This is a genomic window from Bifidobacterium choladohabitans (assembly GCF_016102005.1).
GTDB classification, from domain to species: Bacteria; Actinomycetota; Actinomycetes; order Actinomycetales; family Bifidobacteriaceae; genus Bombiscardovia; species Bombiscardovia choladohabitans.
In genome coordinates this window covers 687,698-712,255 of the sequence record NZ_JACFPL010000001.1, presented here as the reverse complement: position 1 = coordinate 712,255, position 24,558 = coordinate 687,698, and the positions used below count along the sequence as shown (strand labels likewise).

Here is a 24,558-nt window from a genome sequence, read left to right as displayed (position 1 = left end):
TTGGGTCCAGGTGTGCTTGCACATACCAGGTATAGGGCGAGAAAACCTAAGTTTACGAGTGTTGCCCGAAAAGCAGCATATGCCGCATGAAGCGGGACTTCCGGCTCAGTCTGTTGAATACGTGCAACAGTCACGACTTCGTCCACCCATATTTCTCTGTGTTCCGGTGGGCGTTCTAGGTGCTCTAACCACAAACACTATGGGTATCAGATTAAACGCGCTGACCTGCTTGTTGAACCTGGCAAGCTCCTGCAGGATTCTATATGGGAGCGATCCTGGTCATTCTTCTCAGGACAGAACTGGAACACATCAGTTGAGGGCTCGCTTTCTTTGAGGCGAAGATTGCGGTCAGGAACACGGAATGCGATTAAGCAATGCTCTAACGGGGGCGACTATTTGGCAGTAATTAGGGACAGTCACAAGCGGTGTAATGAACCTTGACGATTCTTTGTGCCAAAATCATCAACTGGTGTTCTTTGATAAGTTCTATGTGCAAAAGGGTGCTCATATTGAAGGTCAATTCGGCGAACTCTTTAATATCTTCATGAATCTCAAAATACAACGACTCACGCTCAGCTGTGACGGTGTGAATAAACTAGGGAGTGAAGTTTGATCCGTTATATGTTGAGTGATGAATCCAAAGTGCCCCCCGTGGGATTCGAACCCACAACCCACGACTTAAAAGGACGCTGCTCTAACCATTGAGCCAGAGGGGCAACATGGCATAGTATACCTCATACTTGGTCGACGGCACATCGCGGCGGCCTGTCCACTGGATGGTCCATCGGGCCGGGTCCCCGCCGGCCGACCCTTCCGATTGCCGAACCCATCGCTGCCTGATGCTCGGCTCGGCCTTTGCTAGTGTCGTGCAGGAGTACACCGAGTTGAACGATTATCACGGGACTTTGGGGAAAGCTTGAAGCCTCTGCCGACGGAGCGCAAGACAAGGAAGACAAGCACCATGCTTACACATCACCCATCCACATTCACCCCCTCTTGACGGGACTTGGGCCATGACAGCCCTCAACCCCCAAGAGGCGCCGGAGGATCTCCGCAATCGCGTGGCCAATGGAGTCGAGGCCCGAGTGCCGGGGGAGGCGACCATGGACCTCCTTCGCGCCGGCTTTATCGGTGACCCCTATGACGGGGACGACGAACAGGCCCAGCAGTGGATCGGCGATGTGGACTGGTGGTTCAGTTGGCATGACGACGGGTCGCAGCGTCACGACCTGGTGTCCTACGGGCTGGGCACGGTTGCCGCACTGGAACTCAACGGCTGACCGGTCGGCAGCACCCAGAATGCCTACCGCTCCCACCGGTGGGAGGTGCGCGATCTCCTCAAGGGAGGGTGGGGGGCACGCTGGTCGTTTCCTCCACCTCCCCCGTCCGCGAGGGGGGAGAGGCGACAGTCAATTCTGGGTTACTACCCTCATGACAACCACCCCTTCAATCCGCTCCGGAAAGCGGCATCGTCCTTCGGAGGGGACCGGGGAATCGACGTGGCCAATGCTGGAACCGGCAACCCATAGGCATCGATTCCTGGTCCGGTGTCAGAATTTCCCGGGTCCGCCCGCGGTGGGTGTCGACGACCAAGGTGAGGGCCTGCTCACCGTGGATGTGGATTTGGAACGCGCCGGTGGTTGTTGTGGGTCCGGCATCGATGAGACGGCCCGGCCCGGCACCCAGTCCGGGGGATACCCGTGCGGGTCCATCTAGGTGGCAACGGCGCATGCTCCTGCCTCAAAGCCGGCGCGGACACGGTCCGCCTGGTCCTCAGGGGGATCGGCTCTGGTGGCCCTTGGGCTACGGGGAACGCCCTTGGGGTGATGGATACTATTCCGATCCTTTCCCCCGTCTGTTCGCACAGCTGGATCCGACCAGGATCTACCTGCCGAGTTCCCCGATGAGTTTCACCAAGTACACCACACCCAATAAGGACAAAGACGGGACAGTGCACATCTGGAATGTGTGGAACAACAAGGACTGCAGGGCCTACAGGGATTACAAACCCCGCTTCGCCGACGAGTTCGGATACCAGGCGCCTCTTGCCTGGGGCACCCTGACTCGCGTGGTGCATGACAGTCCCTTGGACCCCTTCTCGACACCCAGATGTTGGTCCATCAGAAGGCTGTCGATGGCACCATCAAGCTCTCCCGGGGCATGCGTTTCCACCTGACTCCGGGTGACTTCTATGACATCAGTTACGGCGGTGTGGTCAACGGCCATCGTTCGGATGGGCCACACTCCTGGTTGATTCCCAGTGACCGCTGGGAAGACATTGAGGACTGGCACTGGGCCTGTCAGCTGCAGCAGGCCCAGGCCATCCGATTCGGGGTGGAGTACATGCGTTCCCTGGAGCCGGTGAATGCCGGCACCCTGTTCTGGCAGCTCAATGACTGGCTGGTGATCTCATGGGCGGCGTGGACCATGACGGGCATCGCAAGCCCTCTGGTTCGCCTCGCGCGATGTCTTCGCTCCTCGCCTAGCCTCCATTCAGCCCGAGGTCTCAGAGGCCTACCGGGCCGAGCACAGTTGGGCTGGCATGCCTGTCACCCCCGACCAGCTAGCCCTGGTCATGGTCAACGACACCCGTCAGGCCTGGGAGGGCCAGTGGCGGGTGGAGCGTCGCCGCCTGGATGGAACCGTCCTGGCCGATCAAATCACCCGGGTCTCCATACCGGCAGGGGGACAGGCCCAGGGTTTTGGAGGCCACCGTGGCTACCTACGGCGGCCCTGCCCAGGAGATCCTCGTGGCCAGTACCGACCGTCCGGATTTGCTAGGGTCATTTACAATCCGGCTGAGGTCGTCGACCAGGCCCTCCGGCCCGACCCTCTTGAAGCCCCTATCGGGGCCGAGGACTACGGCTACCGACTGGACCCTGACCGCTCGGACATATGCCCGTGACGTCTTCTGCATGGCGGACAAGGTGGATCCTGCCGCCTCAATCGACAGCGGCATGGCCACCCTCCTGCCCGGGAGTCGGTCGTCTGGCATATCGCCTCGGCTCCTGTGGACGTTCCTGAGCCCTTTTTGCCCCCAGGGTCCTGCGGACAGCCAACGATTTGCAGTGTCAGACGTTGTGAGCATCCTTTCGAGGGGAAGGCGAAAGGGCATCCCTTCCGGTTCCTACTTGGGCCGGAGCGGTCGGTGTCTGTCTGAACAGCACCTTTCCATCTTCCCTCTGGCTGCCGAACTGACAGTCCTCACTCATGTCTCATGCGTGTCAATTCCTTTCGTGGTAATTGTGAGGTAAGTTAATTAATTAGGTCTCGGCTGCCCGCTGGTGTATGAGCAGATTCGGACAAAGAAGTGCAAAGACCAGCCATGAGACCGCAGACCCAGGCAACCCATCGACAAGACGAATTCCAAGGAAGGATTCCGATGAATCTGGATTATCTCGCCAATATCAAGCCGTCCCGCCGTCAACTCGATTGGCAGCGCATGGAGATGTATGCCTTCATGCACTTTGGCATGAACACGATGACCGGCCGCGAATGGGGCCTGGGCCACGAAGATCCCGCCCTCTTCAATCCGGCGGACCTGGACTGCGACCAGTGGATGGAGACCTTTAAAGCCGCTGGCATGACGGGGGTGATCCTCACCTGCAAGCACCACGACGGCTTCTGCCTCTGGCCCAGTGCCTACACCGAGCACAGCGTGGCCAGCTCTCCCTGGAGGGGAGGAAAGGGCGATGTGGTCCGCGAGGTCTCCCAGGCCGCCCACCGTCACGGCCTCAAGTTCGGTGTCTACCTGTCCCCCTGGGACAGGACCGAGGCCACTTACGGGCAGGGCAAGGCCTATGACGACTACTATGTCAACCAGCTGATAGAGCTTCTTACCCACTACGGACCTATCTTCAGTGTTTGGATGGACGGGGCCAATGGCGAGGGACCCAACGGCAAGACCCAGGCCTATGACTGGCAACGCTATTTCAACGTGATCAGGGCCCTTCAGCCGGAAGCGGTCATCAGCATATGCGGACCTGATGTCCGTTGGTGCGGCAACGAGGCCGGCAAGGCACGCGAAAACGAGTGGAGCGTGGTTCCAGCATCCCTCAGCCATGCAGAGTGGAAGATGGGCAAGGGAGAACTGGACCACCCCGCCAACCCCGATTGGGCTGTGCGTTCTGAAGATGAGGACCTGGGCAGTCGCAAGGTTCTTGAACAGTACGGCGGCCCCCTGGTCTGGTACCCGGCCGAGGTCGACACCTCCATCCGGCCCGGTTGGTTCCACCATGCCAGCGAGGACGACAAGGTGCGCACGGCTGACGAACTTTTCGACATCTGGTCCACCACTGTCGGCGGGAACGCCAATCTTGTGCTCAATGTGCCGTCGAACGCCCAGGGGAAGATCAGCCAGCCCGATGTGGATTCCCTGACCGGTCTGGGTCGCAGGATCCGTGAATTCTGGCAGGGGGCCGTCACCGAGGGTGCCAAGGTGTCCGTCTCCTCCAACGCCTGCGGGAGTGACCCACAGGCCCTCCTGTCCACTGGTGTGGACTCCGGCTGGTGGCTGGCCGCTGCGGATGATGAGCATCCCACTGTTACCATTGATTTCGACCGTCCCCGACAGGTGGATGGGCTCATCCTTCGTGAGCACATCGAGGTCGGCCAGCGGGTGGAGCAGGTCGTCATCAGTGCCGAACTTGACGGTGAACTCCGCCAAGTGGCAGAAGTGGGGGCCATTGGGTATCAGCACTTTGCACAGGTCGGTCCACTGACCACCAGCCACCTGGAGGTCAGCGTGACCAGGTCGCGTGGCCCCGTGGCCTTGGACACCTGCCTGATTCGCGAGGGATGCGGGCGATGAGCTGGCCGGCGTTGGTTTCTGGATCGCCGACTGTCTCAGATAGGCCCACGGGTATGGCCTGGACTGTGTATTAATTCCCTGTTCCTCCACCAATGAGGGCAGCCGCAGGATCGCCCAGACGGGGGTCTTGGAGGCTATTCGGGGGAACAGTAAGGTCGCAGCAGATAAAGGGACAGGCCTTGGACTGGGCAGAGGAGGTGGACCATGGGAATCCGTCTGGTGAGGGTGGATCAGCCGGGTGCGGTGGATGCCAAAGCGATTTGGGAATATCTGCAGGCCTGCCGTTCTCAGCCTCAGGATGAAGCGGCTGGTCTCGGCCCCTTGGAGGGCTGCCACAGCCTGGATGAGGTTCGTCGGTTTGGTCTGCCGGAGGTGGCTGGTCAGGCGCGTGGTGATGATCTGCCGCCGGGGTTTGTGCCAGCTCTGCAGTTCGCCGCCATGGACCCCAGCGGCAAACTGGTGGGGATGATTCAGCTGAGGTTGCAGCTTACGCAGGCGCTTCTGCGAGTGGGCGGCAACATCGGCTATTCAGTTCGTCCGGATTGTCGCCGGCTGGGCTATGCCGGGCTGATGCTGGATGAATGTCTTCGACAAGCTGCCACTCTGGGCATGAGTAGGGTCCTGATTACTTGTTCCCCGTCTAATCTGGCCAGCCGCCGGACCATCCTTTCGCGTGGCGGGCAACTGGAGAATGTGCTCCCCAGCAGATCTGGTCAGCCAGTAGAACGATATTGGGTTGATTTGTCTACCGAGTAAAAAGGCCAAAGAACGCGTCAGCATGAACCAGTGTGAAAGAGACCGATAGATTCCTCGTGTCTTAGCGCGTCTATGGGGTTCTTCTGAGAGAATGGCAGGTATGGTCTGGATGATTGTCCTGGTATGGGTGCTGGTGGTGGTGGCATTCATCGTATTTGTCATGCGCTTGGCGCTTGGCGAGTCCCAGGACCGTGCTTTTTCCCAGTCTCTGGATGAGCGTGTACGCCGGGCCGCCCGCCGTCAGCAGGAGCGAGAGAATAAGCTGCCGCGGATTGCAGGAGGGCATCTGTCTTTTGCCCCTGGCTCGGGCGAGGATGCACCAACCGCTGAAGACCTTGCACATCCCTATCCGGTTTATGTCAACTCCTCCTCCGTGGTGGAGGTTCGAGGCATGCTCGCCTCCGATTCCAAGGACGAGATAAATCTGCCCAGGCCGCCCAGCACTGATTCTGCATCGTCGGCTAGCCCGAGGCAACGGAGGAATGCCGTGCCATCGGTTTCTGCGGCCTCTGGGCCTCCAGCCCCCAGAAACGTCACCTTGCGATCATCCAGCCCTGAGCACTCGCATCCGCAGCGGCGGGAGCCTCAACCCATCACCTCCGACGTCATGCCTTCGGTCAAGAGCGGTTCGCAGACGGACAAGGGTCACCCGAGCGGAAAGTGACCGCTCATGATGACCATCCGTGTCCCTTTTCGCCTTTAGGCTGGTACCTATGACAACACAGCAGCTCCTTATTTTTATCGCGGCGCTGATCGTCCTGGTGCTGGCGGTGGTCGGTATTCTGGTGACGGTCCGTAAGCGCCGGTCCCAGGGGGATTCCACGCGCCCAGGCAGGGTGCAAGAGTCTGATGATGGCCGCTCTTCTCTGTCCCCGGAGTCGGCGGCGGCCGCAGCAAAGGGTCGAGCTGAAGGCCAACCTGGTGCCTCCCCAGCAGCTTCATCGGCTGACCAAAGTGTCCAATCTGCCTCTCCTGCATCGGGCGCATCCCCCAATCCGGACGCTTCTACGGGTTCAGCGGCGTCCGCCCAGTCGTCCTCGGCCGAGCAAGTGGCATCGTCGGCGCAGGAGGAGCTAGCTCATCCGGAGACCTCTGCATCCCGTATGACCAGGCTCAAGGCCAGGCTGGCCAAGAGCCCCAACCCCTTCGGCAAGGCCCTCTTTGCCATTCTGACCAAGGACCATCTGAGCGAGTCCGACTGGGAGGATGTGGAAGACACCCTGCTCATGGCGGATGTGGGCGCTGAGGCCAGCGAACAGCTGGTGAAACAGTTGCGTGACGATGCCCGGATTACCGGGCAGAAGGACCCAGCAGCAGTGCGTCGTGGCCTTCGTCAGCGCCTGATCGATCTGGTCGACCCCGATATGGACCGGACTCTGGTGGCTGCCCGACCTCAGGCCAACAGGCCGTCGGTCATCATCATGGTGGGCGTCAACGGCACAGGCAAGACCACCACGGCGGGCAAGCTGGCCAGGCTCTTCGTGGCCGATGGCAAGTCGGTGGTCATGGGGGCCGCCGACACCTTCCGTGCCGCCGCCGCTGACCAGCTGGAGACCTGGGGTGGCAAGGTGGGCGTGCCCGTGGTCCGCAGCGACCGCGACGGTGCCGATCCGGCCTCGGTGGCCTTCGAAGCCGCGGAACGGGCCAAAAACGATCAGTCAGATGTCCTCATTGTGGACACCGCCGGGCGCCTCCAGAACAAGGCCAACCTCATGGATCAGCTGGGCAAGATCCGGCGGGTGATCGAGAAGAACCTGCCCGTGGACGAGGTTCTGCTGGTCCTGGATGCCACCACCGGGCAGAACGGGATGATCCAGGCCCAGGTCTTCGCCCAGGCCATCGGGGTCACGGGCATCGTCCTGACCAAGCTGGACGGCTCGGCCAAGGGCGGCATTGTCATATCTGTTCAGCGGGAGCTGGGCGTGCCCGTCAAGCTGGTCGGACTGGGCGAGGGGCCCGACGATCTGGCCGTTTTCGATCCGGAGTCCTTTGTCGACGGCATCCTGGGAGACGAGTAGTCCTGCCGGTGGTTGGTCATAAGGTGGTCATCCAATAGTCACCCGGAGGTAATGCGGCGGTGACCTGACCGTCATCCTCTTCCTGTTTGATGAATCGGGAAGTGGAAGAGAATCTGACGTAGGCTGTCCGGAGGAAAGTCCTCTTTATTGGGGACTGCCCGCCCGGATGGGGAAAAGAGAGGTGTAGGCATGGATTCTGGAAATGCTGCCTGGATGCTGGTAGCGGCATCCATGGTTTTCCTGATGACTCCGGCGGTGGCTTTCTTCTATGGGGGTATGGTCCGAGCCAAGGCCGTGCTCAACATGATGATGATGTCCACGCTGGCCATTGCCGTGACCGGGGTTATCTGGGCCTTCTGGGGATGGTCGATTTCCTTTGCAGGCAAGGACATCGGCGGCGTCTTTGGCGACCCCATCACCGGCTTCCTGCTCAAGGACACGGTCACGGCCAAGGACGGGGTCTTCACCTCGCTTGATTCCGCAAACGCCGCCTACCCGCACACGGTGGACATCGCCTTCCAGGCCGCCTTCGCCATGATCTGCGTGGCTCTGATTTCGGGAGCCCTGGCAGAGCGAGTCAGAATCAGCACCTGGATGATCTTCGTGGCCCTCTGGGTCACCTTGGATTACGCACCCATGGCCCACATGGTCTGGAATCACGGACTGCTGGCTGCCGATGGACCCATCTCCAACGCCATCGGGGCTCAGGCGCATGACTTCGCAGGCGGTACGGTCATCCACATCAACGCGGCAGTGGCAGCCCTGGTCATTGTGCTCATCATCGGCAGACGAATCGGCTTCCCCAAGGAGTCCATACGCCCCCACAATGTGCCCATGGTCATGCTGGGCGCCTTCCTGCTCTGGTTCGGCTGGTTCGGTTTCAATGCCGGTTCCGCCTTCGCCGCCAACGGCACGGCTGGATATGCCTGGGTTTCCACGACCATAGCCGCCAGCGGCGCCACCCTGGGCTGGCTCTTTACTGAGCGGGTCCGCACCGGGCATTACACCGCCATGGGTGCAGCATCCGGCATGGTCGCCGGCCTGGTGGCCATCACTCCAGCGGCTGACGTGGTTTCGCCGCTCTGGGCCATGGTCATCGGCCTCTTGGCTGGTTTCGTCTGCTGCCTGGCCTGCGGGCTCAAGTTCCGTTTCGCCTACGACGACTCCCTTGATGTGGTGGGCATCCACGGAGTGGGTGGTTTATTGGGCACACTGCTGATAGGCTTCTTCGGTACCGGCACGGGCTTCCTGGCCGGCGGCAATTTCCGGCAGCTGCTGGTTCAGTTCCTGGTGGCGTTGATTGCGATCATCTACGCAGCTGCAGTAACCGGTGTGATCGCCTTTGCGCTGGAGAAGACCATTGGTTGGCGAGTCAGCAAGGATCAGGAGGTCATCGGCGTCGATCAGAGCGATCAGGGTGAGAGCGCCTATGACTTCGGGTCCATTCTGAACTGATCAGAAAGGAAGGCAGCATGAAACTCATTACCGCCATCGTTCAGCCCGGGCGGCTGGATCAGATTAAGCAGGCCCTGACCGAGGTCGGCGTGCACGGCATGACCGTCTCGTCAGCCCAGGGCTATGGTCGGCAGGGCGGCCATAAGGAGGTCTACCGGGGCAGCACTGTCAAGGTGGACCTGGTTCCCAAGGTGCGTCTGGAGGTGCTGACCGAGGATCGCCGGGTTGACGAGCTGGTCGACACCATCGTCCAGGCTGCCGCCACCAACACCGTGGGCGACGGCAAGGTCTGGGTGCAGACCCTGGACTCGGTGGTCAGGGTTCGTACCGGGGAGACCGGCGTAGACGCCATCTGAGGCAGCCGCCTGCTGACCAGTTTCGGCAGGATCCCGCCGCTGTGGCCGATTTCATGGTCTAGCGGTCGGGGTCCTGCTTTTTCTATGTCTTTTCAGGCTTCCTTGGCTTGGCTTATCGTCCCCATCCAGACATCGGTGCGCGTTCTCAAGCCATTGCATATGGCTCTGACGCCGATGAAGAGGACATTGAGTACGGCCCAGAGCATGGCTATCCGCCAGGTGGGCGTCCAGTTCATGGCCAGAGCCGTCATACCCAGCAGGCCGATCAGGTAGATCACAGCCGTGAGGGAGCAGGTGGCCGCCAGGTAGCGATAGTCCCCGGCCCCGATCAGGATCCCGTCCAGGGCCCACATCCATCCGGCGACGGGCATGAAGACTCCCTGGACGATCATGCCCACGGTGATCAGCGATCTGATGGCCGGCGTGGGGCTGAACAGGGGAGCGGCGAAGAGGCCCAAGGCGATCATGACCAGTCCGACCAGCACTCCCATGGCCATGCCGGCCTTGGCTGACAGGTCGGTCATGACCCGTGCCCGTGACCGCCGTCCGGCGCCCAGCTCGGTGGCTACCAGTGACTGGCCGGCGATGCCCACGGCATCCAGCATGTTCAGTCCGAAGTTCCAGGCCGAGTTGACTCCTTGGTAGGCTGCAAGCACCTGCTCGCCCAGATGGGCCGCAGCCACCACGGTCATAAAGAGGCAGACCCGCAGGGCCAGTGTCCGTAGGAAGAGCGGGAAACCGTCGCCCATGCTGGCCGCCATGCCTGAGAGCCGGGGCCGCAGCTGGGCGCCTTCCCGACGGGCCCATACCAGGGCGGGGATGGTCAGGAAGAGCCCCATGGCCCACTCGGCAATCAGGGTGGCCAGGCCCGAGCCCAGAATGTCCATGTGCAGGCCGAAGACCAGAAGGACCTCCAGGGCGGTGTTGAGGATGGCGCCCGACACGGCGGCCACCAGGGTGATCTTTACCTTCTGCAGTCCGCGGAAGATGCCGTTGGCCGCGTAGACCATAAGCATGGCCGGAAGGCCGAAGACCAAGGCATCCAGATAGGTCCGTGCCGCCTGCAGGACCGGCCCCCGAGCTCCCATCAGGCTGCAGATGGGCCGGCTCAGAGCCAGGAGAACAGCGCAGACGACCAGGCCGATGACGAAGGCCAGCCACATGCCGTCCACGCCGGCTTGCATGCCCTCCCGGCGGCGGCCGGCACCCATGAGCCGGGCCACCTGGGAGGTGGTCCCGTAGGCCAGAAAGATGCACAGGCCCACGGTGGTCAGCACCACAGTGGATCCGATGGAGAGCCCGGCCAGGGCCGAGTCGCTGATGTGGCCCACGATGGCGGTGTCGATCATGACGAAGAGTGGGGAGGCGATCAGCTGGCCGAAGGTGGGTATGGCCAGTCCAGCAATGGTCCGGTAGGTCGCCCGCCGCTCTTCCGGCGTGATTGATCCGGTCTTGGTTTCGGGGATGTCCCTGTGGCTGCGCATGGACGCCATGCTAATGCTCTGGGCTGAAGACACAACCCCTGAAAGCCAGTCCGTGGACGCCCTGCCGGTAGGTGCAGTATCACCAAACAGCCCTGAGCGCAAGCTGGATTGGTGATGTGGAAGACTGTCCCCAAGTTTTGCACAGAGTTGTACCCATGAGGTGGATAAGTTGCACACATGTCCTCTAGGACACGCCTTGAATGTGGATAACTTATTTTTCTGTACACATGCAGGACCGGCCCCGTGCCCATCCAGTTCCATCGGCGCGCCCTGGTGAATGCCTTGGGTGAAATCCTCATCTTAGGGCTGTCAGGGACGGTCCTCTTCGTAGAATCGTGGCTATGGCTTCCGATGACTACACCGACTACACCCATCCCGAACAGCGTCCCACCGATCGTGCCCAGACCGGCCGTGACATGCTCTTCGACCGGGTGCCCCCGCATGACGACGATGCGGAGATGGCCGTGCTGGGCGGCATGCTCATGAGCAAGGATGCCATCGGCGAAGTCAGCCAGATGATTGAAATATCCGACTTCTACCAGCCCAAGCACCAGACCATCTACGAGGCCATCGTCACCCTCTTCTCGGCCTCCCAGCCGGTGGATGCGGTCCTGGTGGCCAACGAGCTGCTCAAGTCCGGCGACCTGGAGAAGGTAGGGGGCACCGACTATCTGCACTCCCTGGTGGCCTCGGTCCCAACAGCCGCCAACGCCACCTACTATGCGGAAATCGTCCACCAGCGGGCCATCCTGCGCAATGTGATCGCGGCCGGCACCAAGATCGCCCAGCTGGGCTACTCGGCCGAGGGCTCCCAGGCCGAGGACATCGTCAACCTGGCCCAGGCCGAGGTCTACGAGATGAGCGTGGGCAGGGTCCGCCAGGATTACGAGGCCATCGGGCCGGTCGTCCATGACACCCTGGACCAGCTGGACAAGCTGCAGAACGGCGACATGGAGCGGGGCGTGCCCACCGGCTTCAAGAGCATCGACGACGTGACCCAGGGCCTGCAGCCCGGGCAGATGATCGTGGTGGCCGGCCGCCCTGCCATGGGTAAGTCCACCCTGGGCATCGACTTCGCCCGCGCCGCGGCCCTCCATAACAACATGACCACGGTGGTCTTCTCCCTGGAGATGAGCAAGACCGAGCTGGCCCAGCGCATCATCTCGGCCGAGACCGACATCCCCTTGGTGGCCCTGCGCCGGGCGGACGACATCACCCCCGAACGTTGGAACACCCTGAACACCTTCTGGAGCAGACTCCAGGATGCCCCGCTCTTCCTGGACGATTCGCCCAACATGAGTCTGATGGAGATCCGGGCCAAGTGCCGTCGGCTCAAGCAGACCAACGACCTGAAACTGGTGGTCATCGACTACCTGCAGCTGATGACCTCGGGCAAGCGGGTCGAATCCCGCCAGCAGGAGGTCTCCGACTTCTCGCGCGCCCTGAAGCTGCTGGCCAAGGAGCTGGAGGTTCCGGTGGTGGCGCTGAGCCAGCTCAACCGCGGTCCCGAGATGCGCAATGACAAAAAGCCCATGCTCTCCGACCTGCGCGAGTCGGGATCCATCGAGCAGGACGCCGACGTGGTCTTCCTGGTCCACCGACCGGACTTCTACGACAAGGAGGACCGCCCGGGCGAGGCCGACATCATTCTGGCCAAGCACCGCAACGGCCCCACCGACACCTTCAAGCTGGCCTTCCTGGGCGAGAAGTCCAAGTTCAAGGACATGCCCCAGGACTACCAGCAGGGAGGGGTCTGATCATGCGGTCCAAGACTTCCAAGGCGCAGCCTGCCGATCAGCCCGGTCGTCCCCGTCGGTCTTGGCGCTCGCTCCTGGCCCTTCTGGTCGGCAAGGTGGTGCGCCTCGTTTCGCGTCTGTCCCATCACGGCGGTTCGGCCCTGCCTGGCAAGGTGGTGGAGCGGATCGACCCGGGCTTCCTGGCCAGGACCCTGTCGGGGCTGCCCCGTGGTGTGGTCCTGGTCTCGGGGACCAACGGCAAGACCACCACCACCCGAATGGTCGCCTCCATGCTGGAATCCCTGGGCCTCAAGGTCTTCACCAATCCGACCGGGTCCAACTTCACCCGTGGCGTGGTCTCGGCCTTGGTTTCCACTCTGGGGCTCTCCGGCCGGCTGCATGCCGATATTGCCGTCCTGGAGTTGGACGAGGCCTATGCGGTCCACTTTGTGCGGCAGGTCAAGCCCCGCTACGCCCTCCTGCTCAATGTCATGCGTGACCAACTGGACCGGTTTGGGGAAATCGATACCACTGCCCGGCTGCTGGGTCAGGTGGCTCAGGCCACTACGGGCACGGTGGTCCTCAACCGTGAGGATCCGCGCATCGCCAGGTTGGCCGCCCAGACGCCGGCCCAGACCGGCGTGGCCTACTTCGGTCTGTCAGACGATCTGCTGAGCTATTTCCCCACTGATGACGACATGCATGCCTCGGATCGGGGTGCCCATGGTGCCGGTGCGGCCAGCACCTCCCGCCCGATTCGCCCCGGTCACCGGCTACCGGCCGAGGTGACCCTGGAAAGGGTCATGGACCACCGGGCCGCCTTCCGCCTGGATGGGCGGCTTCTGGAGACCGACCTGCGTCTGGAGGGCGTCTACAACCTCTACAATGCGGCCGCTGCCTTGGCGTTGGTGAGGGTCGTTCTGGAGGACGGGGAGCCTGATGATGCAGCGCTCATGGATGCCCTGTCCAAGGTCACGCCCGCCTTCGGCCGCGGGGAGGTCATCACCTACCAGGGCGCGCCGGTTGAGCTGGTCCTGGTCAAGAACCCCATGGGCTTCCGTCTGGCCCTGTCCTCCTTCGACCCTGCCGGGCAGGACACCATGATCGCCATCCGCGACGAGTATGCGGACGGGCGTGACATGAGCTGGCTCTGGGATGTGGACTTCACCTCGCTCAGGGATACCGGTGTGGCCATGGTCTCCGGCACCCGGGCCTACGACATGGCCCTGCGCCTGGCCTATGACCAGGTGCCTACGGAGGCGATCGAGACCGACCTGGATCGGGCGCTGACAGCCTTCCTTGAGGTGCACCCAGGCCGACCCAAGCGAATCTACTGCACTTACACGTCGATGCTCCGGCTTCGGTCCGCCCTCGGCAGGATCACGAGCGTGGACGATGCCGGGGTGGGCGCATGAGCGAGCGAGCCAAAAGGAGCACAGGAATGCCGCAGACGCAGGATAAGGCCGAGGCCGTGGGAAACCATCCGCCGCTGCAGATCCTCTCCCTCTACCACCGCGACATGAACATCTACGGGGATTCGGGCAACATTCTCAGCGTGACCCGCAGGGCTGAGCTGTACGGATTCCGTCCCACGGTCCGCTATTACGATCCCGGCGATGCCTGGCCGGAGCGGATCGATATGATTCTGGGCGGCGGCGGCCAGGACCATGGCCAGGAACGGATCATCGACGACCTGCGGGAGCGGGGCGGTCTTCTGCACGATCTGGCCGACCAGGATGTGCCCATGCTGATGATCTGCGGGCTCTATCAGCTCTTCGGCCATTATTTCGAGACCTCCGACCATGAGCGCCTGGAGGGGGTCGGCATTCTTGACGTGCACACCATTGCCAAGCCCGAGCGGATGATCGGCAACCTGGTGGAGCAGGCAGAGGACTTCGGCAGGGTGGTCGGCTACGAGAACCATTCGGGCCTGACCTACCTGGGTGAGGGGGCCCAACCCCTGGGCATGGTGACCGAGGATGGACGCGGCAACAACGGCAAGGACCACACCGAGGGGGCCCGATGGAAGAAGGTCATCGGCACCTATATGCACGGGTCGCTGCTGCCGAAGAACCCGGCCATCACGGACTTCCTTATCGAGGGGGCAGCCGAAAGGCGGTACGGCCAGGGCACCTTCGCCCAGATGAAGACTGCCATGGACCAGAAGAGCCGGAGCGAGCTGGAGCGCCTGGACTCCCTGGCAGATCAGGCCAGCCGTATCGCAGCCTCCAGGCCCAGATGAAGGGGAGCCTGCAGTTCCGCCTGCGGGTCCTGCGCAGATTCTGATCAGCGGTCGGGGACAGTGCCAGGGGAGAGACGTTGCGGTCCCTCTTGCCATGGTGTCGAATCGGATCGGTCAATGATAACCGGCTAGACTGTAAAGAGAGACGGCCGCTCGTCTCTTGGCGGTCAAAAGAGCCCGGTACTTCAAGGGCGTATGAATGCTGGGAGGCATATCATGTCGGATTTGCATATCGGTGACGGATTGCACAAGGTGCTTCTGGCTGGCATCGGAGCCTTGGCCACAGGCGTGGAGAAGGGCCAGGAGGTCATTGACAACCTGGTCAAGAAGGGTGAGCTGACGGTCGAGCAGGGAAAGATTCTCAACACTGAGCTCAAGCGGAACAGACAGAACCCTCCCGCTCCTGCACCTGCTCCCGCTCCTGCTGACAGCGCACCTGCACCGGCTGCTGGCGCGCCCAGGCCTGCGACTCATGTTGCTCCTGATTCCCGCCGTCCCGACCACGAGCCCCTGGCGCCAATGCCGAATCGTCGGTCAGGGTCCATTCCCATCACCTCCAATGATCCCATCGCGGGTCAGCAGGGCTGAAAGCAGTCAATTTACTGTCAGCGTCGGTCGTCTGCGCCGGAATGCCTGCCGCTGGTCGGCCATGCGGATAAAGGACGCAGGTGAGTGGTGAGTATGGATGCCATGAACGGACATGATGCCCCGGTGCAGACCATCGGCCTCTTCGGGGTCGGCACGGGAGAGCGGCAGGGGGCGGCAGGAAGGATTCGGCACAGGCGTGGCAGGGCCCGTCGACTGGCCGAGATGATCCGCATCGCCAACCGGTTCGACATCATCCACGGTCTGACCCCGGTCACCATGCGTCGATTGTTCGAAGCGCTCGGGCCCACTTTCGTCAAGGTGGGCCAGATTCTTTCCATGCGTTCGGAGATTCTGCCGGAGGCTTTCTGCCGCGAGCTCTCCAAGCTACGCGCCGACGCGGATCCCATCCCGTATTCCGTGGTGACCAGCACCCTGGCCACCGAGTATGGCCGTCCGCTCGACCAGATCTTCTCCTCCATAGACCCTGTCCCCTTGGGGTCGGCCTCCCTGGCGCAGGTGCATCGTGCCCGCCTGGTCAGTGGTGAGGATGTGGCCGTCAAGGTCCAGCGCCCAGGGATACAAGAGACCATGGCCCAGGACATCGACATTCTGCGCAGCATGGTCAAGTGGGCCTCCCGGTTCGTTCGCAGTACCCAGGTGATTGACATCCGCGGGGTGGTCGAGGAACTCTGGGAGACCTTCCAGTCCGAGGTCGACTTCCAGCAGGAGGCCGCGAATCTGGCGGAGTTCAAGGATTTCTGCGACGCTTACGCCTACATCGACTGCCCGAAGCCCTATCCCGAACTGTGCACCAAGCATGTGGTGGTGATGGAATACATCGACGGGATATCCCTCTCACGGCCTGCCCAACTGGTGGCTCAGGGCTATGACCTGAAGGAGATAGGCACCAAGCTGGTCGACAACTATGCCACCCAGATCATGGACCGGGGCTTCTTCCACGCCGATCCGCACCCCGGCAACATCATCATCCGCGATGGCTGCATAGTGCTGATAGACCTTGGAATGGTCGGCCGCCTGGACAAGGTGACCAAATCGGCCTTGAAGGACATGATTTTTGCAGTAGGCCGCGAGGATTCACCGGCCCTTGCCCAGGGATTGCTCCGCTTCGCCGGCACGGGCGAGGCCAGGGCCGAGGACTACCCCTATCTTTTGGCCGACCTGGATGCGGTCGTCCAGCGTTTCGGCAAGCTGGATCTGGCCGATCTGGACATCGCCGAATACGTCAATGCCGTTATGAAGCTGGCCGCCCGGCATGGCATCAAGGTGCCGGGGTCGGTCACCATGGTGGCACGCTGCCTGGTCACCCTTGAAGGACTCCTGGATGAGTTCCTGCCCGAGGCCAACATCGTGCAGATCATCACCGATCATGTCGCCTACAGCCAGGGCACAGGATCCATCCTCAAGGAGGAGACCCGGAAGCTTGGAATCCAGGGCGACCTGGCTTTGCATGGGCTTTTGGGTGCCCTGGCTGAGTCCCAGACCGCAACCAAGATGCTGACCCGCGGCCAGCTGCGCGCCAATGTGCAGCTTGTAGGCTCTGAGGAACCCCTGCAGCAGCTGTCTGACATGGTCAACAGGCTGACCATGGCCCTCATTGTCGTCGGCCTCTATGTGGGCTCTTCAATCGTCTACTTCGCCCGCATCAAGCCGGTGGTCTTCGGTATCCCGGTGGTCAGCATGCTGGGATACGTAGTGGCCTTCATTCTTTCGGTCTGGATAGTTCTGGACATCCTGATTAAGCACCGGGCCCTCAAGCGTCGGCGACGCAACGGCGAAGCCTAGGCTGAGAGCCCATCCATCCTGGATAGATACAGATACTCTCTGATGCTGAATCAGCCGGCGAAGTCCTCAACGGTTTCAGGATCCTCATGGTTCATGAAAGCGGATTTGCCGGTGTCCATGGCACGCAGCCGGTCCATCTCCTGGTCGCTGAGCTGGAAGTCCCAGATGTCGAGGTTCTCGCGCATGCGCTCGCGGTGGGTGGTCTTCGGGATGATGATGACCCCGTCCTGGACCAGGAAGCGCAGGGCCACCTGGGCTGCGGTCCGGCCGTGCGCTTGTCCGATTTCGGTCAGGGTCGGGTTGGTGAACATACCCTGGCGGCCCTCGGCGAAGGGTCCCCAGGATTCGATCCGGGTGCCGTACTTGTCCATGTAGGTGCGTTCCTGGGGGCGCTGGTGGAAGACGTGGGTCTCCAGCTGGTTGACGGCCGGGACGATTCTGTTGAACTTGACCAGGTCCACATAGCGGTCGGCATAGAAGTTCGAGACTCCGATGGCGCGCAGGACCCCCTGGTCATAGAGATCCTCAAGGGCGTGCCAGGCTGCGTAGTAGTCGTTGAAGGGCTGGTGAAGGAGGACCAGGTCCAGGTGGTCAGTCCCCAGCTTCTTCAAGGACTCCTCGATCGAGGCCTTGGTCTTGTCGTACCCGTAGTTGGTGATCCAGACCTTGGTGGTCAGGAAGACCTGGTCGCGGTCGAGGCCGCTCTGGGCCAGGGCATCTCCGACGGCCTGCTCGTTTCCATAGGCCTGGGCCGTGTCGATGGCCCGGTACCCGGTTTCCAGAGCATCCAGAACCGAGCGGCGGCACTCGTCCAGGTCGGCGATCTGGTAGACGCCGAAGCCCTCCATGGGCATGAGGACGCCGTTGTTGAGCTTGACGGACGGGACGGCAGTGGATGAATCGTTCTGCATGGTATTGTGCTTCTTTCTTGGCAGATTGCTTGACGGAGTTGGTTAAAGGCGGGGCATGCCTCTCTAATCTGCTTGTTCAAGGATAAGGCCTTGAAGCAGCTTGAAGTCAAGCCGGCAAAGCGCGTCCGGCCTCCTGCGATGCTAGCGTGGGTAGTGAAGTAGCTGATGGCTGGAGGCGATGATGGGGTCCAAAGCACGATTGGCCGGCAAGGTCGCACTGGGTCTGGGATTCGGGGTTTTTGGAGCCTGGTGCTGGGCCCTGGCTCCTGGCCTTTCGGTGGTTGCGGGCCGAAGAAAGCCTGCTGGACTGTCGCTGCATCCATATGCTCATAGGGGTCTGCACGATGCTGGCTCGGGGATGGAGACGACCAATCCCGACGCTGAACAGACCGCCTACTTGCACCGTATTCATGATTGCCTGAAGGTTGCGTCTGTTAAACCCCTAGGTAGGCACGCTTCGGCTCCGGCCAATCCCCATCGGGTGGTGGCGCCCGAAAATTCGCTGGCTGCCTTCGAAGCGGCCTGCAGGGCCGGCTACGGGATTGAGTTGGATGTCCATCTCAGCCGTGATGGCCAGGTGGTGGTCATCCACGATGGAGATCTGCGGCGGGTGGCTGGTGTCAATCGAGCAGTTGCGGACCTGACCTACGATCAGCTGCGGAGGATTCCCCTGTGCCCAAGCCCAGCCCAGGCTTTTGAGTCCGTGGAAGAGATTCCGGGTTCTGCCGACCACGATGGCGGTCCCGAAACGGAGGGAGAGGACGAGAGTCTCGACGATTCTGAAGTGCAGCATGTGCCTCTTCTGTCTGATGTGCTCGCTCTGGTGGATGGCCGGGTGCCCCTGGTCGTCGAGATCAAGATGGACCGGGGCTTGGATCGGGAGCTTATGCACCGCACCGATGCCCTCCTGTCTCAATACCAGGGTCCTTATGTGATTGAGTCCTTCAATGTCCTGGCCCTTGCCTGGTATCGGGTTCACCACCCAGGCGTCACTAGGGGACAACTGGTCGCCCCCTACCACGGTCGCGTAGACACATGTTCCTCGGCTGTGCGCTGGATGGCCGGGTCCCTCCTCTTCAATTGGCTGGGGCGGCCGGACTTCGTGGCCTGCGAGTGGCACAGCGGGCACTCAATGCCCATGCGGCTCTATCGATTCCTGGGTGGGACGCCCATCGCCTGGACCGTCCGTTCCGAGCGCGCGCAGGAGGCGGCCAGCCCGGACTTCGACGGCATCATCTTCGAATCGTATCTGCCCGAGAGCTGAACCAGCTGTACAGGCCTGAGGCCGCAGCAGCCAGGCCTATCGCCCAGAGGGCCATGGTCAGGAAGTAGCCGTAGGGGAGAGGCACGACGCTCATGTCTACCTGGTCGGACAACTGATGGAAGATGACGGCCAGCACCCCCGCCATGGCCAGGGCTGAAAGAAGGATGGCCGAAAGAGCATCGATTACTGACTCCCAAATCGAGGAGCAGACCAATGTTCCACGTGAAACACCGGCAGCCTGCATTCTACGATTCTCCTGGCGACGCTCATTGACCGCGATGGCGCATGCCTGGATCAGAAATATGGCCGTCAGGACGATGGCCCCGTTCGCTATCTGGGGCATGGCCCGCTGCACTTTCTGTGACCTTTGGATGTCGGAACGAATGTACTCCTTCTTGGTGCAGGCCTTGATGCCCTTGCTGTCCCATGAAGCGTTGAGCTTACTGATCAAATCGTTTGTCTGGACTCGGGGAGCGGTCCTGACTAAGGTAGTCAACCCACGGTTGTCGGGAGCCAGTTGTGACAGGCTGTCATCCATGATCAGGTACTCGCCTGTCTGCCCTGTCGGTGTCATGTCAACAATGGCGGTGATGGTCAGCGTGTGGCGCTTTTCGTTTTTGTCGATTAAGGTCAGCGTGCGTCCGAGGGGATTCTTTTCCTGACTGTGGCCTTTCGATATGGCGACCTTACCTGGTCCCAGGTCTGCAGCCGAGCCTGTGATGAAAGCAGGACTGATCGTGTCAAGCGCCTTGCCGCTTTTGTTGATGTGCATGGCACTGATGAAAGGTGCATCGCTTTTGCTGTCTGTGTTGCCCGCTCTTCTCCAAGATTCTTTGCTGTAGGTGACGGCGGATCCTACATCTGCGGACGAGCGAAGTTGCCGGTCCAGATCCCTGGTGTCTTTGGTATCTGTTGTGATCATGATTTCGGCAGCGACCGGCTTATACCGGCTTATGGCTTCTTGCGCCCAGCTGGACCGTCCCAGGGCTATCACTCCGGTCACGATGACCAGCATCAGGATGATCGGCACCGCGACGGCGGTGGAGCTCCGGTTTTCCTTCCGCGCCCTTTGCCGTGCCAGAAGACCGGCGCCTCGGAAGGCCAGTTGGAAGGGGATGCCGATCAGGTTGGCACAGGCCGGAACCAGGACAGGGGCCAGGGCGCCGATGATGACGAGCAGACAGCCGGTCGAGGCCATGATCTGGATTTCAATGTCCATGCCCTTGAAGCGGTGATAGACCATGGCCAGTCCTCCAGCTAGGCCGGCCAGGGCGATTATCAGGCGAAGAGGGCCGATTGACTTGGTTCCTGACCGATTTCCCGAGTCCTGCAGGGCCTCGATGGGAGAGATGGCGGTAATCCTTCTGGCAGCGAACCAGGTTCCTAAGAGGCCTGCCAGGAGTATCCCGGCGAAGGCGAGGACAATCCCCATGGGGTGGGGATGCGCGGTCATTTCCAGCGCTTCAAAGCCTGAGTTAATCAGAGACTTGGCGAATGCGGGCACCAGCAGGCATCCCGCCAAACTGCCCACGAGGGCGGCCAAACCTACCGGAATCATGAATTCCAACAGGGAGATGAGTCTCACCGTGCGGGGAGAAGCGCCTGAAAGCCGCATCATGGCGTACTCGCGACGACGGCGCTCGATCAGGAACCCCACAGAGGTGATGACGAGGAAGATGGAGACGAACCCGCATATGCAGGCGTACATTATGGATATTAGTGTAGCGCCGTCTTGTAAGGACAGGGTCATAGCGCGGTCGTAGGAATTCATTGCGCGAGTATCTGGCATCCCGTCGCCCTTCCGGGCGGCAATGGCTACCTGGGCCCAGGCGCTGGTAAGGACCGAGGCGGCCATGACCGCCAGGACCATGACCGTGTAGGAGGACCGATGCTCATGCAGAAAGGATCGCACCAGGGAGGCCAGGCCAGGAGTGCGTGCCTTGGCTCGACCTGCGGTTTGCGAGCCACCCCCGCCTGTCGGTCCTGCGGCCCCGGTTCCTGCCAGTGATCTACCCAGGGAAAGGGACTTGCCCTCCATGGTGTGCTCCTTTCTCACCCTTGAATGCTGCTGTTCTTATTGCAACACCGGGAGATAGCCCACTCAGGGTGTTTTCAGGGTCAGACCAGGGGAGAACCAGGGTGGCGACGAGCGATTAGGCGCCCTTGTGCAAGAGGCGGGGCAAGAGGATAGAGGTCGGGAGGATAGAGGTCGGGAGGATTACAGACCATGGGGATCGGTCCGCCAAGCTCTATGGCATCGCAGAGTCAGCAGTTTCTATAGCGACGTTTCATAGCCAGCCTATCCTCGCTGACGGGGTAGGGGAGGAAAGCCTGGTCCATCTTGCGCAGCGTCCGCCGGGAGGGCCATCGAATACCGCTGAAAAAAGGACCCGAATCGCGCAGGATTCAGGTCCTTGTCAGGGATGGGATTCGTGCCCCCATCAATTCGTTGATTCAGTCGATGACGCCATAGAGGCGGTCGCCGGCATCGCCCAGGCCGGGCACGATGTAGGCGTGCTCGTTCAGTTTCTGATCGACTGCGCAGACCACCACCTTGAGGTTGATGGAGGGGTCCATCTCCTCTTTGAGGCGGTTCAGGCCTTCGGGAGCGGCCAGAATGTTGATGGAGGTCACATCCTTGGCGCCGCGCTCGGCCAGGTACTTGGTGGCGGCGATCAGGGTGCCACCGGTTGCCAGCATGGGATCCAGCAGGAAGCACTGACGGCCGGAGAGGTCCTCAGGCAGGCGGTTGGCGTAGGTGATGATGTCCAGGGTGTTCTCGTCGCGCTTGAGACCGAGGAATCCGACCTCAGCGGTAGGCAGCAGACGGGTCATGCCGTCAAGCATGCCCAGTCCGGCGCGCAGGATGGGGACCACCATGGGGCGCGGGGAGCAGAGCTTCTTGCCCACCATGGGAGCGACCGGGGTCTCGATGGGGTGGTCCTCGATGTCCAGATTGCGGGTGGCCTCGTAGGCCTCAAGCATGACCAGTTCGCTGATCAGCTCGCGGAAGGTGTTGGAAGGGGTGTTTTTGTCCCGCAGTACGGTCAGCTTGTGCTCGATCAGCGGGTGTTCCAGTACGTGAAGTTCCATACCTCTCAGCGTAGCTCAGCGGGTCGGCTTCTGGTAGCGACCGGCAAGCCATGCTGGCTTCGATTTGGGAATGAAAATGAAAACGCCGAACCATGCAAGCGCCTGTCGGCGCAAACGCCGCTCGCAGCGGCAACAAACGGAGCCCGGGGCTTAGCCATGGTCCGACGCAGTCCTCATTGTAGGGCATGCCGGGGTCTGATCCGTGTTCACGGCGCGCTTACGCTTCCGGCATGAAAGGGTGGCGGATTCTACTCCAGCCGTCCCCGCCGCCAGAGCGATGCGCCCCGCATGAAGTCACGGGCCGTCTGGTTGAGGGAGTTGACGGTGCGCTGGGCCGCGTCCACCTCCTTGGCCTCCTGACCGTCCAGCTGCCGGCTCTGGGCATCCCGGATGGTGGTCTTGATGCCGCGGGCGATCACGTCGCAAAAGGCTCCGGCCCGTTCCAGGGCTATGGCGAAGTCGCCGGTGAAGGCTCCGGAGAGGATGGAGTCGGCGGTTCGGATGATGTCGTCGGCCTCCGGGGCCTGATCCACCCCGGCTATAGCTGATGCGGCGGTGTCGGTGGGTTCGCCCAGCCTCCACAGACGACTGATTCCATCAGCGTCCTTACGCATCCAGCTGCGAAGCATGTAGAGTCGCCAAAGAATGCCGGGCAGAGAGTCGGGGTCGCTGTCGCTCCAGAGCTCGGCTACGACATCCACGCCCTCACGGTCTACCAGGGTCAGAACCCGTTTGACGATGGCTGGATCGGTGCTGTGGTGGACCCGGTCCAAGAGGGAGGCCGCCGAAACATGGCTCATTTCGCTGATCTGCTGGGGGTCCATGCCTCCGGAGAGCTGATCGGCGATGGCCGGGTCCAGCTGGCCTGGGCGTGAGGGCCGGGATGCTCCGGTGCCGGAGGCCACGAATCCTGTGCGGGAGGAGCGGATTGAGGATGAGCCGATTCTGGAGTTGCTGTCAGTAGACAATGGGAGTCACCTTCTGTATGTCGATGATGGTCGGATGATTGGGATTGCCGGTCAGACTGAGGACGATGGCGTTGCCGGTGGGCATGAAAGGGGAGTCGTCGGGCAGCCGTTTGGACAGCGATCCGCTGGAGCAGAGCCCGCGCAGCTTTTCAAAGATACCTCCCAGGACCGGGCGATGCATGCAGATCATGGTGGTCCGGTTGCCTGTCAGCAGGTCGGCCATCTGCCTGTCCAGCCAGCTGTGGGCCTGGTCCGGGCGTCGGTGGTAGGAGGTCTCCGTCAGGCAGGCCACCATCTCCATGGGCAAGCCTACTTCGTCGGCGTAGGGTCGCAATGTCTGCACACAGCGGATCCAGGGGGAGGACAGGAGGCGGTCGGGCGCGAAGCAGGCCAGTTCCCGAGCCAGGGCGTAGGAGGTGCCAGCGCCCTTGGGGGTCAGAGGACGATTTGCATCCTTGCCTGTCCACTCCTTCCGGGCAACTGCCTTGCCGTGGCGGACAATGATCAGCTGACGAGCCCGGATGCCGCCCTGCTCCACCCGGTCCACGAAGGCGTCCAGTATGGTTCTGTCGCTGGGGTGGGTCAACAGTTTGCGGGCTTCGGAGGCTCCGACCCATCGTATCTGGTCGACTTCCCTGGAATCAGGCCGGTGGATGGGCCCCAGCAATGCGCTCTGACCGGCGGCATGTTCCGGGTCGGTCGGTGTGGCCATCCAGTAGCAGATATGTTTGAGCCTGCCGCCTTTGCCGCCCCTGCGCCGGCCCTCGTTGTTCAGCGGATATTCGGCATCCCCCAGATAGGGCCCAAGCCGGACAAGACAGCCTGTCTCCTCACCGACCTCGCGCACGGCCGCCCGCATGTGGGTCTCACGATTTTCCAGTTTGCCCTTTGGCCAGCTCCAGTCGTCGTACTTGGGACGATGGACCAGGCAGAGCTCCAGCTCATCGAGGTCGGATCGGGGGCTGGCTCCAGGGGCTGCCCGGCCGTCGTCGCTGAATTTCATCCATCCCTGGAAGTTTGTGCGCCACCGGTAGAGGATGGCTCCGGCTGCCTCGACCGTCCTGCTCATGGTTG

The 24,558-nt window shown here is 61.7% G+C and carries 19 protein-coding genes, 1 tRNA gene and 2 pseudogenes; 15 read left to right on the top strand and 7 right to left on the bottom strand.

Annotated elements, in window-relative coordinates:
- Positions 1-643 precede the first annotated feature (643 nt).
- Positions 644-716 (bottom strand) — tRNA-Lys (locus H3S97_RS03005).
- 297 nt (positions 717-1,013) lie between these two features.
- Here H3S97_RS03005 and H3S97_RS08570 point away from each other — a divergent pair.
- From H3S97_RS08570 to H3S97_RS02960, 9 genes and pseudogenes are all read left to right on the top strand, one after another.
- Positions 1,014-1,529 (top strand): annotated as a pseudogene (locus H3S97_RS08570) (glycosyl hydrolase 2 galactose-binding domain-containing protein).
- A 200-nt stretch (positions 1,530-1,729) separates the two neighbouring features.
- Positions 1,730-2,176, top strand: a complete 447-nt coding sequence (locus tag H3S97_RS02995) for a hypothetical protein (RefSeq protein WP_198219563.1) — start codon at positions 1,730-1,732, stop codon at positions 2,174-2,176.
- 366 nt (positions 2,177-2,542) lie between these two features.
- Positions 2,543-2,905, top strand: coding sequence for a hypothetical protein (locus H3S97_RS02990; RefSeq protein WP_198219562.1), 363 nt, complete (start codon positions 2,543-2,545; stop codon positions 2,903-2,905).
- 477 nt (positions 2,906-3,382) lie between these two features.
- Positions 3,383-4,810 carry an alpha-L-fucosidase gene (locus H3S97_RS02985; RefSeq protein ID WP_198219561.1) on the top strand — a complete coding sequence of 476 codons (1,428 nt, stop codon included), beginning with the start codon at positions 3,383-3,385 and terminating at the stop codon, positions 4,808-4,810.
- Positions 4,811-5,014: 204 nt separating this feature from the next.
- Positions 5,015-5,566, top strand: coding sequence for a GNAT family N-acetyltransferase (locus H3S97_RS02980; protein ID WP_198219560.1), 552 nt, complete (start codon positions 5,015-5,017; stop codon positions 5,564-5,566).
- A 100-nt stretch (positions 5,567-5,666) separates the two neighbouring features.
- Positions 5,667-6,230 (top strand): hypothetical protein, encoded by a 564-nt coding sequence (locus H3S97_RS02975; protein ID WP_198219559.1) that lies wholly within the window; start codon positions 5,667-5,669, stop codon positions 6,228-6,230.
- A 49-nt stretch (positions 6,231-6,279) separates the two neighbouring features.
- Positions 6,280-7,584, top strand: coding sequence for a signal recognition particle-docking protein FtsY (gene ftsY, locus H3S97_RS02970; protein WP_232356219.1), 1,305 nt, complete (start codon positions 6,280-6,282; stop codon positions 7,582-7,584).
- Between the two features lie 189 nt (positions 7,585-7,773).
- Positions 7,774-9,039, top strand: coding sequence for an ammonium transporter (locus tag H3S97_RS02965; protein WP_101432993.1), 1,266 nt, complete (start codon positions 7,774-7,776; stop codon positions 9,037-9,039).
- Positions 9,040-9,056: 17 nt separating this feature from the next.
- Entirely contained in the window at positions 9,057-9,395 is a 339-nt protein-coding gene (locus tag H3S97_RS02960; RefSeq protein WP_015022571.1) for a P-II family nitrogen regulator, read from the top strand.
- 92 nt (positions 9,396-9,487) lie between these two features.
- On the opposite strand, the gene H3S97_RS02955 is transcribed toward H3S97_RS02960, so the two are convergent.
- Positions 9,488-10,879 carry an MATE family efflux transporter gene (locus H3S97_RS02955; protein WP_232356218.1) on the bottom strand — a complete coding sequence of 464 codons (1,392 nt, stop codon included), beginning with the start codon at positions 10,877-10,879 and terminating at the stop codon, positions 9,488-9,490.
- 416 nt (positions 10,880-11,295) lie between these two features.
- Between H3S97_RS02955 and dnaB the strand changes: the two genes are divergently transcribed.
- The 5 genes and pseudogenes from dnaB to H3S97_RS02930 all read left to right on the top strand — a co-directional run bounded on the left by dnaB (position 11,296) and on the right by H3S97_RS02930 (position 17,248).
- Positions 11,296-12,636, top strand: a complete 1,341-nt coding sequence (gene dnaB, locus H3S97_RS02950) for a replicative DNA helicase (RefSeq protein ID WP_033510868.1) — start codon at positions 11,296-11,298, stop codon at positions 12,634-12,636.
- 2 nt (positions 12,637-12,638) lie between these two features.
- Positions 12,639-14,030, top strand: a complete 1,392-nt coding sequence (locus H3S97_RS02945) for a Mur ligase family protein (RefSeq protein WP_232356217.1) — start codon at positions 12,639-12,641, stop codon at positions 14,028-14,030.
- Positions 14,031-14,056: 26 nt separating this feature from the next.
- Complete coding sequence (locus tag H3S97_RS02940; RefSeq protein WP_198219557.1) at positions 14,057-14,857, top strand: type 1 glutamine amidotransferase; 801 nt, start codon at positions 14,057-14,059, stop codon at positions 14,855-14,857.
- 216 nt (positions 14,858-15,073) lie between these two features.
- Positions 15,074-15,242 (top strand): annotated as a pseudogene (locus tag H3S97_RS08620) (phasin family protein); the annotation flags it as partial.
- Between the two features lie 296 nt (positions 15,243-15,538).
- Positions 15,539-17,248: an ABC1 kinase family protein gene (locus H3S97_RS02930; RefSeq protein ID WP_198219662.1), complete on the top strand. Its 1,710-nt coding sequence runs from the start codon at positions 15,539-15,541 to the stop codon at positions 17,246-17,248.
- Between the two features lie 50 nt (positions 17,249-17,298).
- Here H3S97_RS02930 and H3S97_RS02925 read toward each other — a convergent pair whose 3' ends face one another.
- Entirely contained in the window at positions 17,299-18,159 is an 861-nt protein-coding gene (locus H3S97_RS02925; protein ID WP_198219556.1) for an aldo/keto reductase, read from the bottom strand.
- A 181-nt stretch (positions 18,160-18,340) separates the two neighbouring features.
- Between H3S97_RS02925 and H3S97_RS02920 the strand changes: the two genes are divergently transcribed.
- Positions 18,341-19,423: a glycerophosphodiester phosphodiesterase family protein gene (locus H3S97_RS02920; RefSeq protein WP_198219555.1), complete on the top strand. Its 1,083-nt coding sequence runs from the start codon at positions 18,341-18,343 to the stop codon at positions 19,421-19,423.
- Here H3S97_RS02920 and H3S97_RS02915 read toward each other — a convergent pair.
- The 4 genes from H3S97_RS02915 to H3S97_RS02900 form a co-directional block, all read right to left on the bottom strand.
- Positions 19,392-21,479, bottom strand: coding sequence for an ABC transporter permease (locus H3S97_RS02915; RefSeq protein ID WP_198219554.1), 2,088 nt, complete (start codon positions 21,477-21,479; stop codon positions 19,392-19,394). The genes H3S97_RS02920 and H3S97_RS02915 overlap by 32 nt on opposite strands.
- A gap of 398 nt (positions 21,480-21,877) precedes the next feature.
- Complete coding sequence (upp, locus tag H3S97_RS02910) at positions 21,878-22,516, bottom strand: uracil phosphoribosyltransferase (protein WP_015022561.1); 639 nt, start codon at positions 22,514-22,516, stop codon at positions 21,878-21,880.
- A 248-nt stretch (positions 22,517-22,764) separates the two neighbouring features.
- Positions 22,765-23,460 carry a thymidine phosphorylase gene (locus tag H3S97_RS02905; RefSeq protein ID WP_045936230.1) on the bottom strand — a complete coding sequence of 232 codons (696 nt, stop codon included), beginning with the start codon at positions 23,458-23,460 and terminating at the stop codon, positions 22,765-22,767.
- A gap of 13 nt (positions 23,461-23,473) precedes the next feature.
- Complete coding sequence (locus tag H3S97_RS02900) at positions 23,474-24,553, bottom strand: NUDIX hydrolase (protein ID WP_198177171.1); 1,080 nt, start codon at positions 24,551-24,553, stop codon at positions 23,474-23,476.
- Positions 24,554-24,558: the final 5 nt, after the last annotated feature.

Coding starts and splice junctions, on each gene's coding strand:
- H3S97_RS02995 (WP_198219563.1), top strand. CDS start 1,730: ATGCTCCTGCCTCAAAGCCGGCGCGGACACGGTCCGCCTGGTCCTCAG.
- H3S97_RS02990 (WP_198219562.1), top strand. CDS start 2,543: ATGCCTGTCACCCCCGACCAGCTAGCCCTGGTCATGGTCAACGACACC.
- H3S97_RS02985 (WP_198219561.1), top strand. CDS start 3,383: ATGAATCTGGATTATCTCGCCAATATCAAGCCGTCCCGCCGTCAACTC.
- H3S97_RS02980 (WP_198219560.1), top strand. CDS start 5,015: ATGGGAATCCGTCTGGTGAGGGTGGATCAGCCGGGTGCGGTGGATGCC.
- H3S97_RS02975 (WP_198219559.1), top strand. CDS start 5,667: ATGGTCTGGATGATTGTCCTGGTATGGGTGCTGGTGGTGGTGGCATTC.
- ftsY (WP_232356219.1), top strand. CDS start 6,280: ATGACAACACAGCAGCTCCTTATTTTTATCGCGGCGCTGATCGTCCTG.
- H3S97_RS02965 (WP_101432993.1), top strand. CDS start 7,774: ATGGATTCTGGAAATGCTGCCTGGATGCTGGTAGCGGCATCCATGGTT.
- H3S97_RS02960 (WP_015022571.1), top strand. CDS start 9,057: ATGAAACTCATTACCGCCATCGTTCAGCCCGGGCGGCTGGATCAGATT.
- H3S97_RS02955 (WP_232356218.1), bottom strand. CDS start 10,879: ATGCGCAGCCACAGGGACATCCCCGAAACCAAGACCGGATCAATCACG.
- dnaB (WP_033510868.1), top strand. CDS start 11,296: ATGCTCTTCGACCGGGTGCCCCCGCATGACGACGATGCGGAGATGGCC.
- H3S97_RS02945 (WP_232356217.1), top strand. CDS start 12,639: ATGCGGTCCAAGACTTCCAAGGCGCAGCCTGCCGATCAGCCCGGTCGT.
- H3S97_RS02940 (WP_198219557.1), top strand. CDS start 14,057: ATGCCGCAGACGCAGGATAAGGCCGAGGCCGTGGGAAACCATCCGCCG.
- H3S97_RS02930 (WP_198219662.1), top strand. CDS start 15,539: ATGGATGCCATGAACGGACATGATGCCCCGGTGCAGACCATCGGCCTC.
- H3S97_RS02925 (WP_198219556.1), bottom strand. CDS start 18,159: ATGCAGAACGATTCATCCACTGCCGTCCCGTCCGTCAAGCTCAACAAC.
- H3S97_RS02920 (WP_198219555.1), top strand. CDS start 18,341: ATGGGGTCCAAAGCACGATTGGCCGGCAAGGTCGCACTGGGTCTGGGA.
- upp (WP_015022561.1), bottom strand. CDS start 22,516: ATGGAACTTCACGTACTGGAACACCCGCTGATCGAGCACAAGCTGACC.
- H3S97_RS02900 (WP_198177171.1), bottom strand. CDS start 24,553: ATGAGCAGGACGGTCGAGGCAGCCGGAGCCATCCTCTACCGGTGGCGC.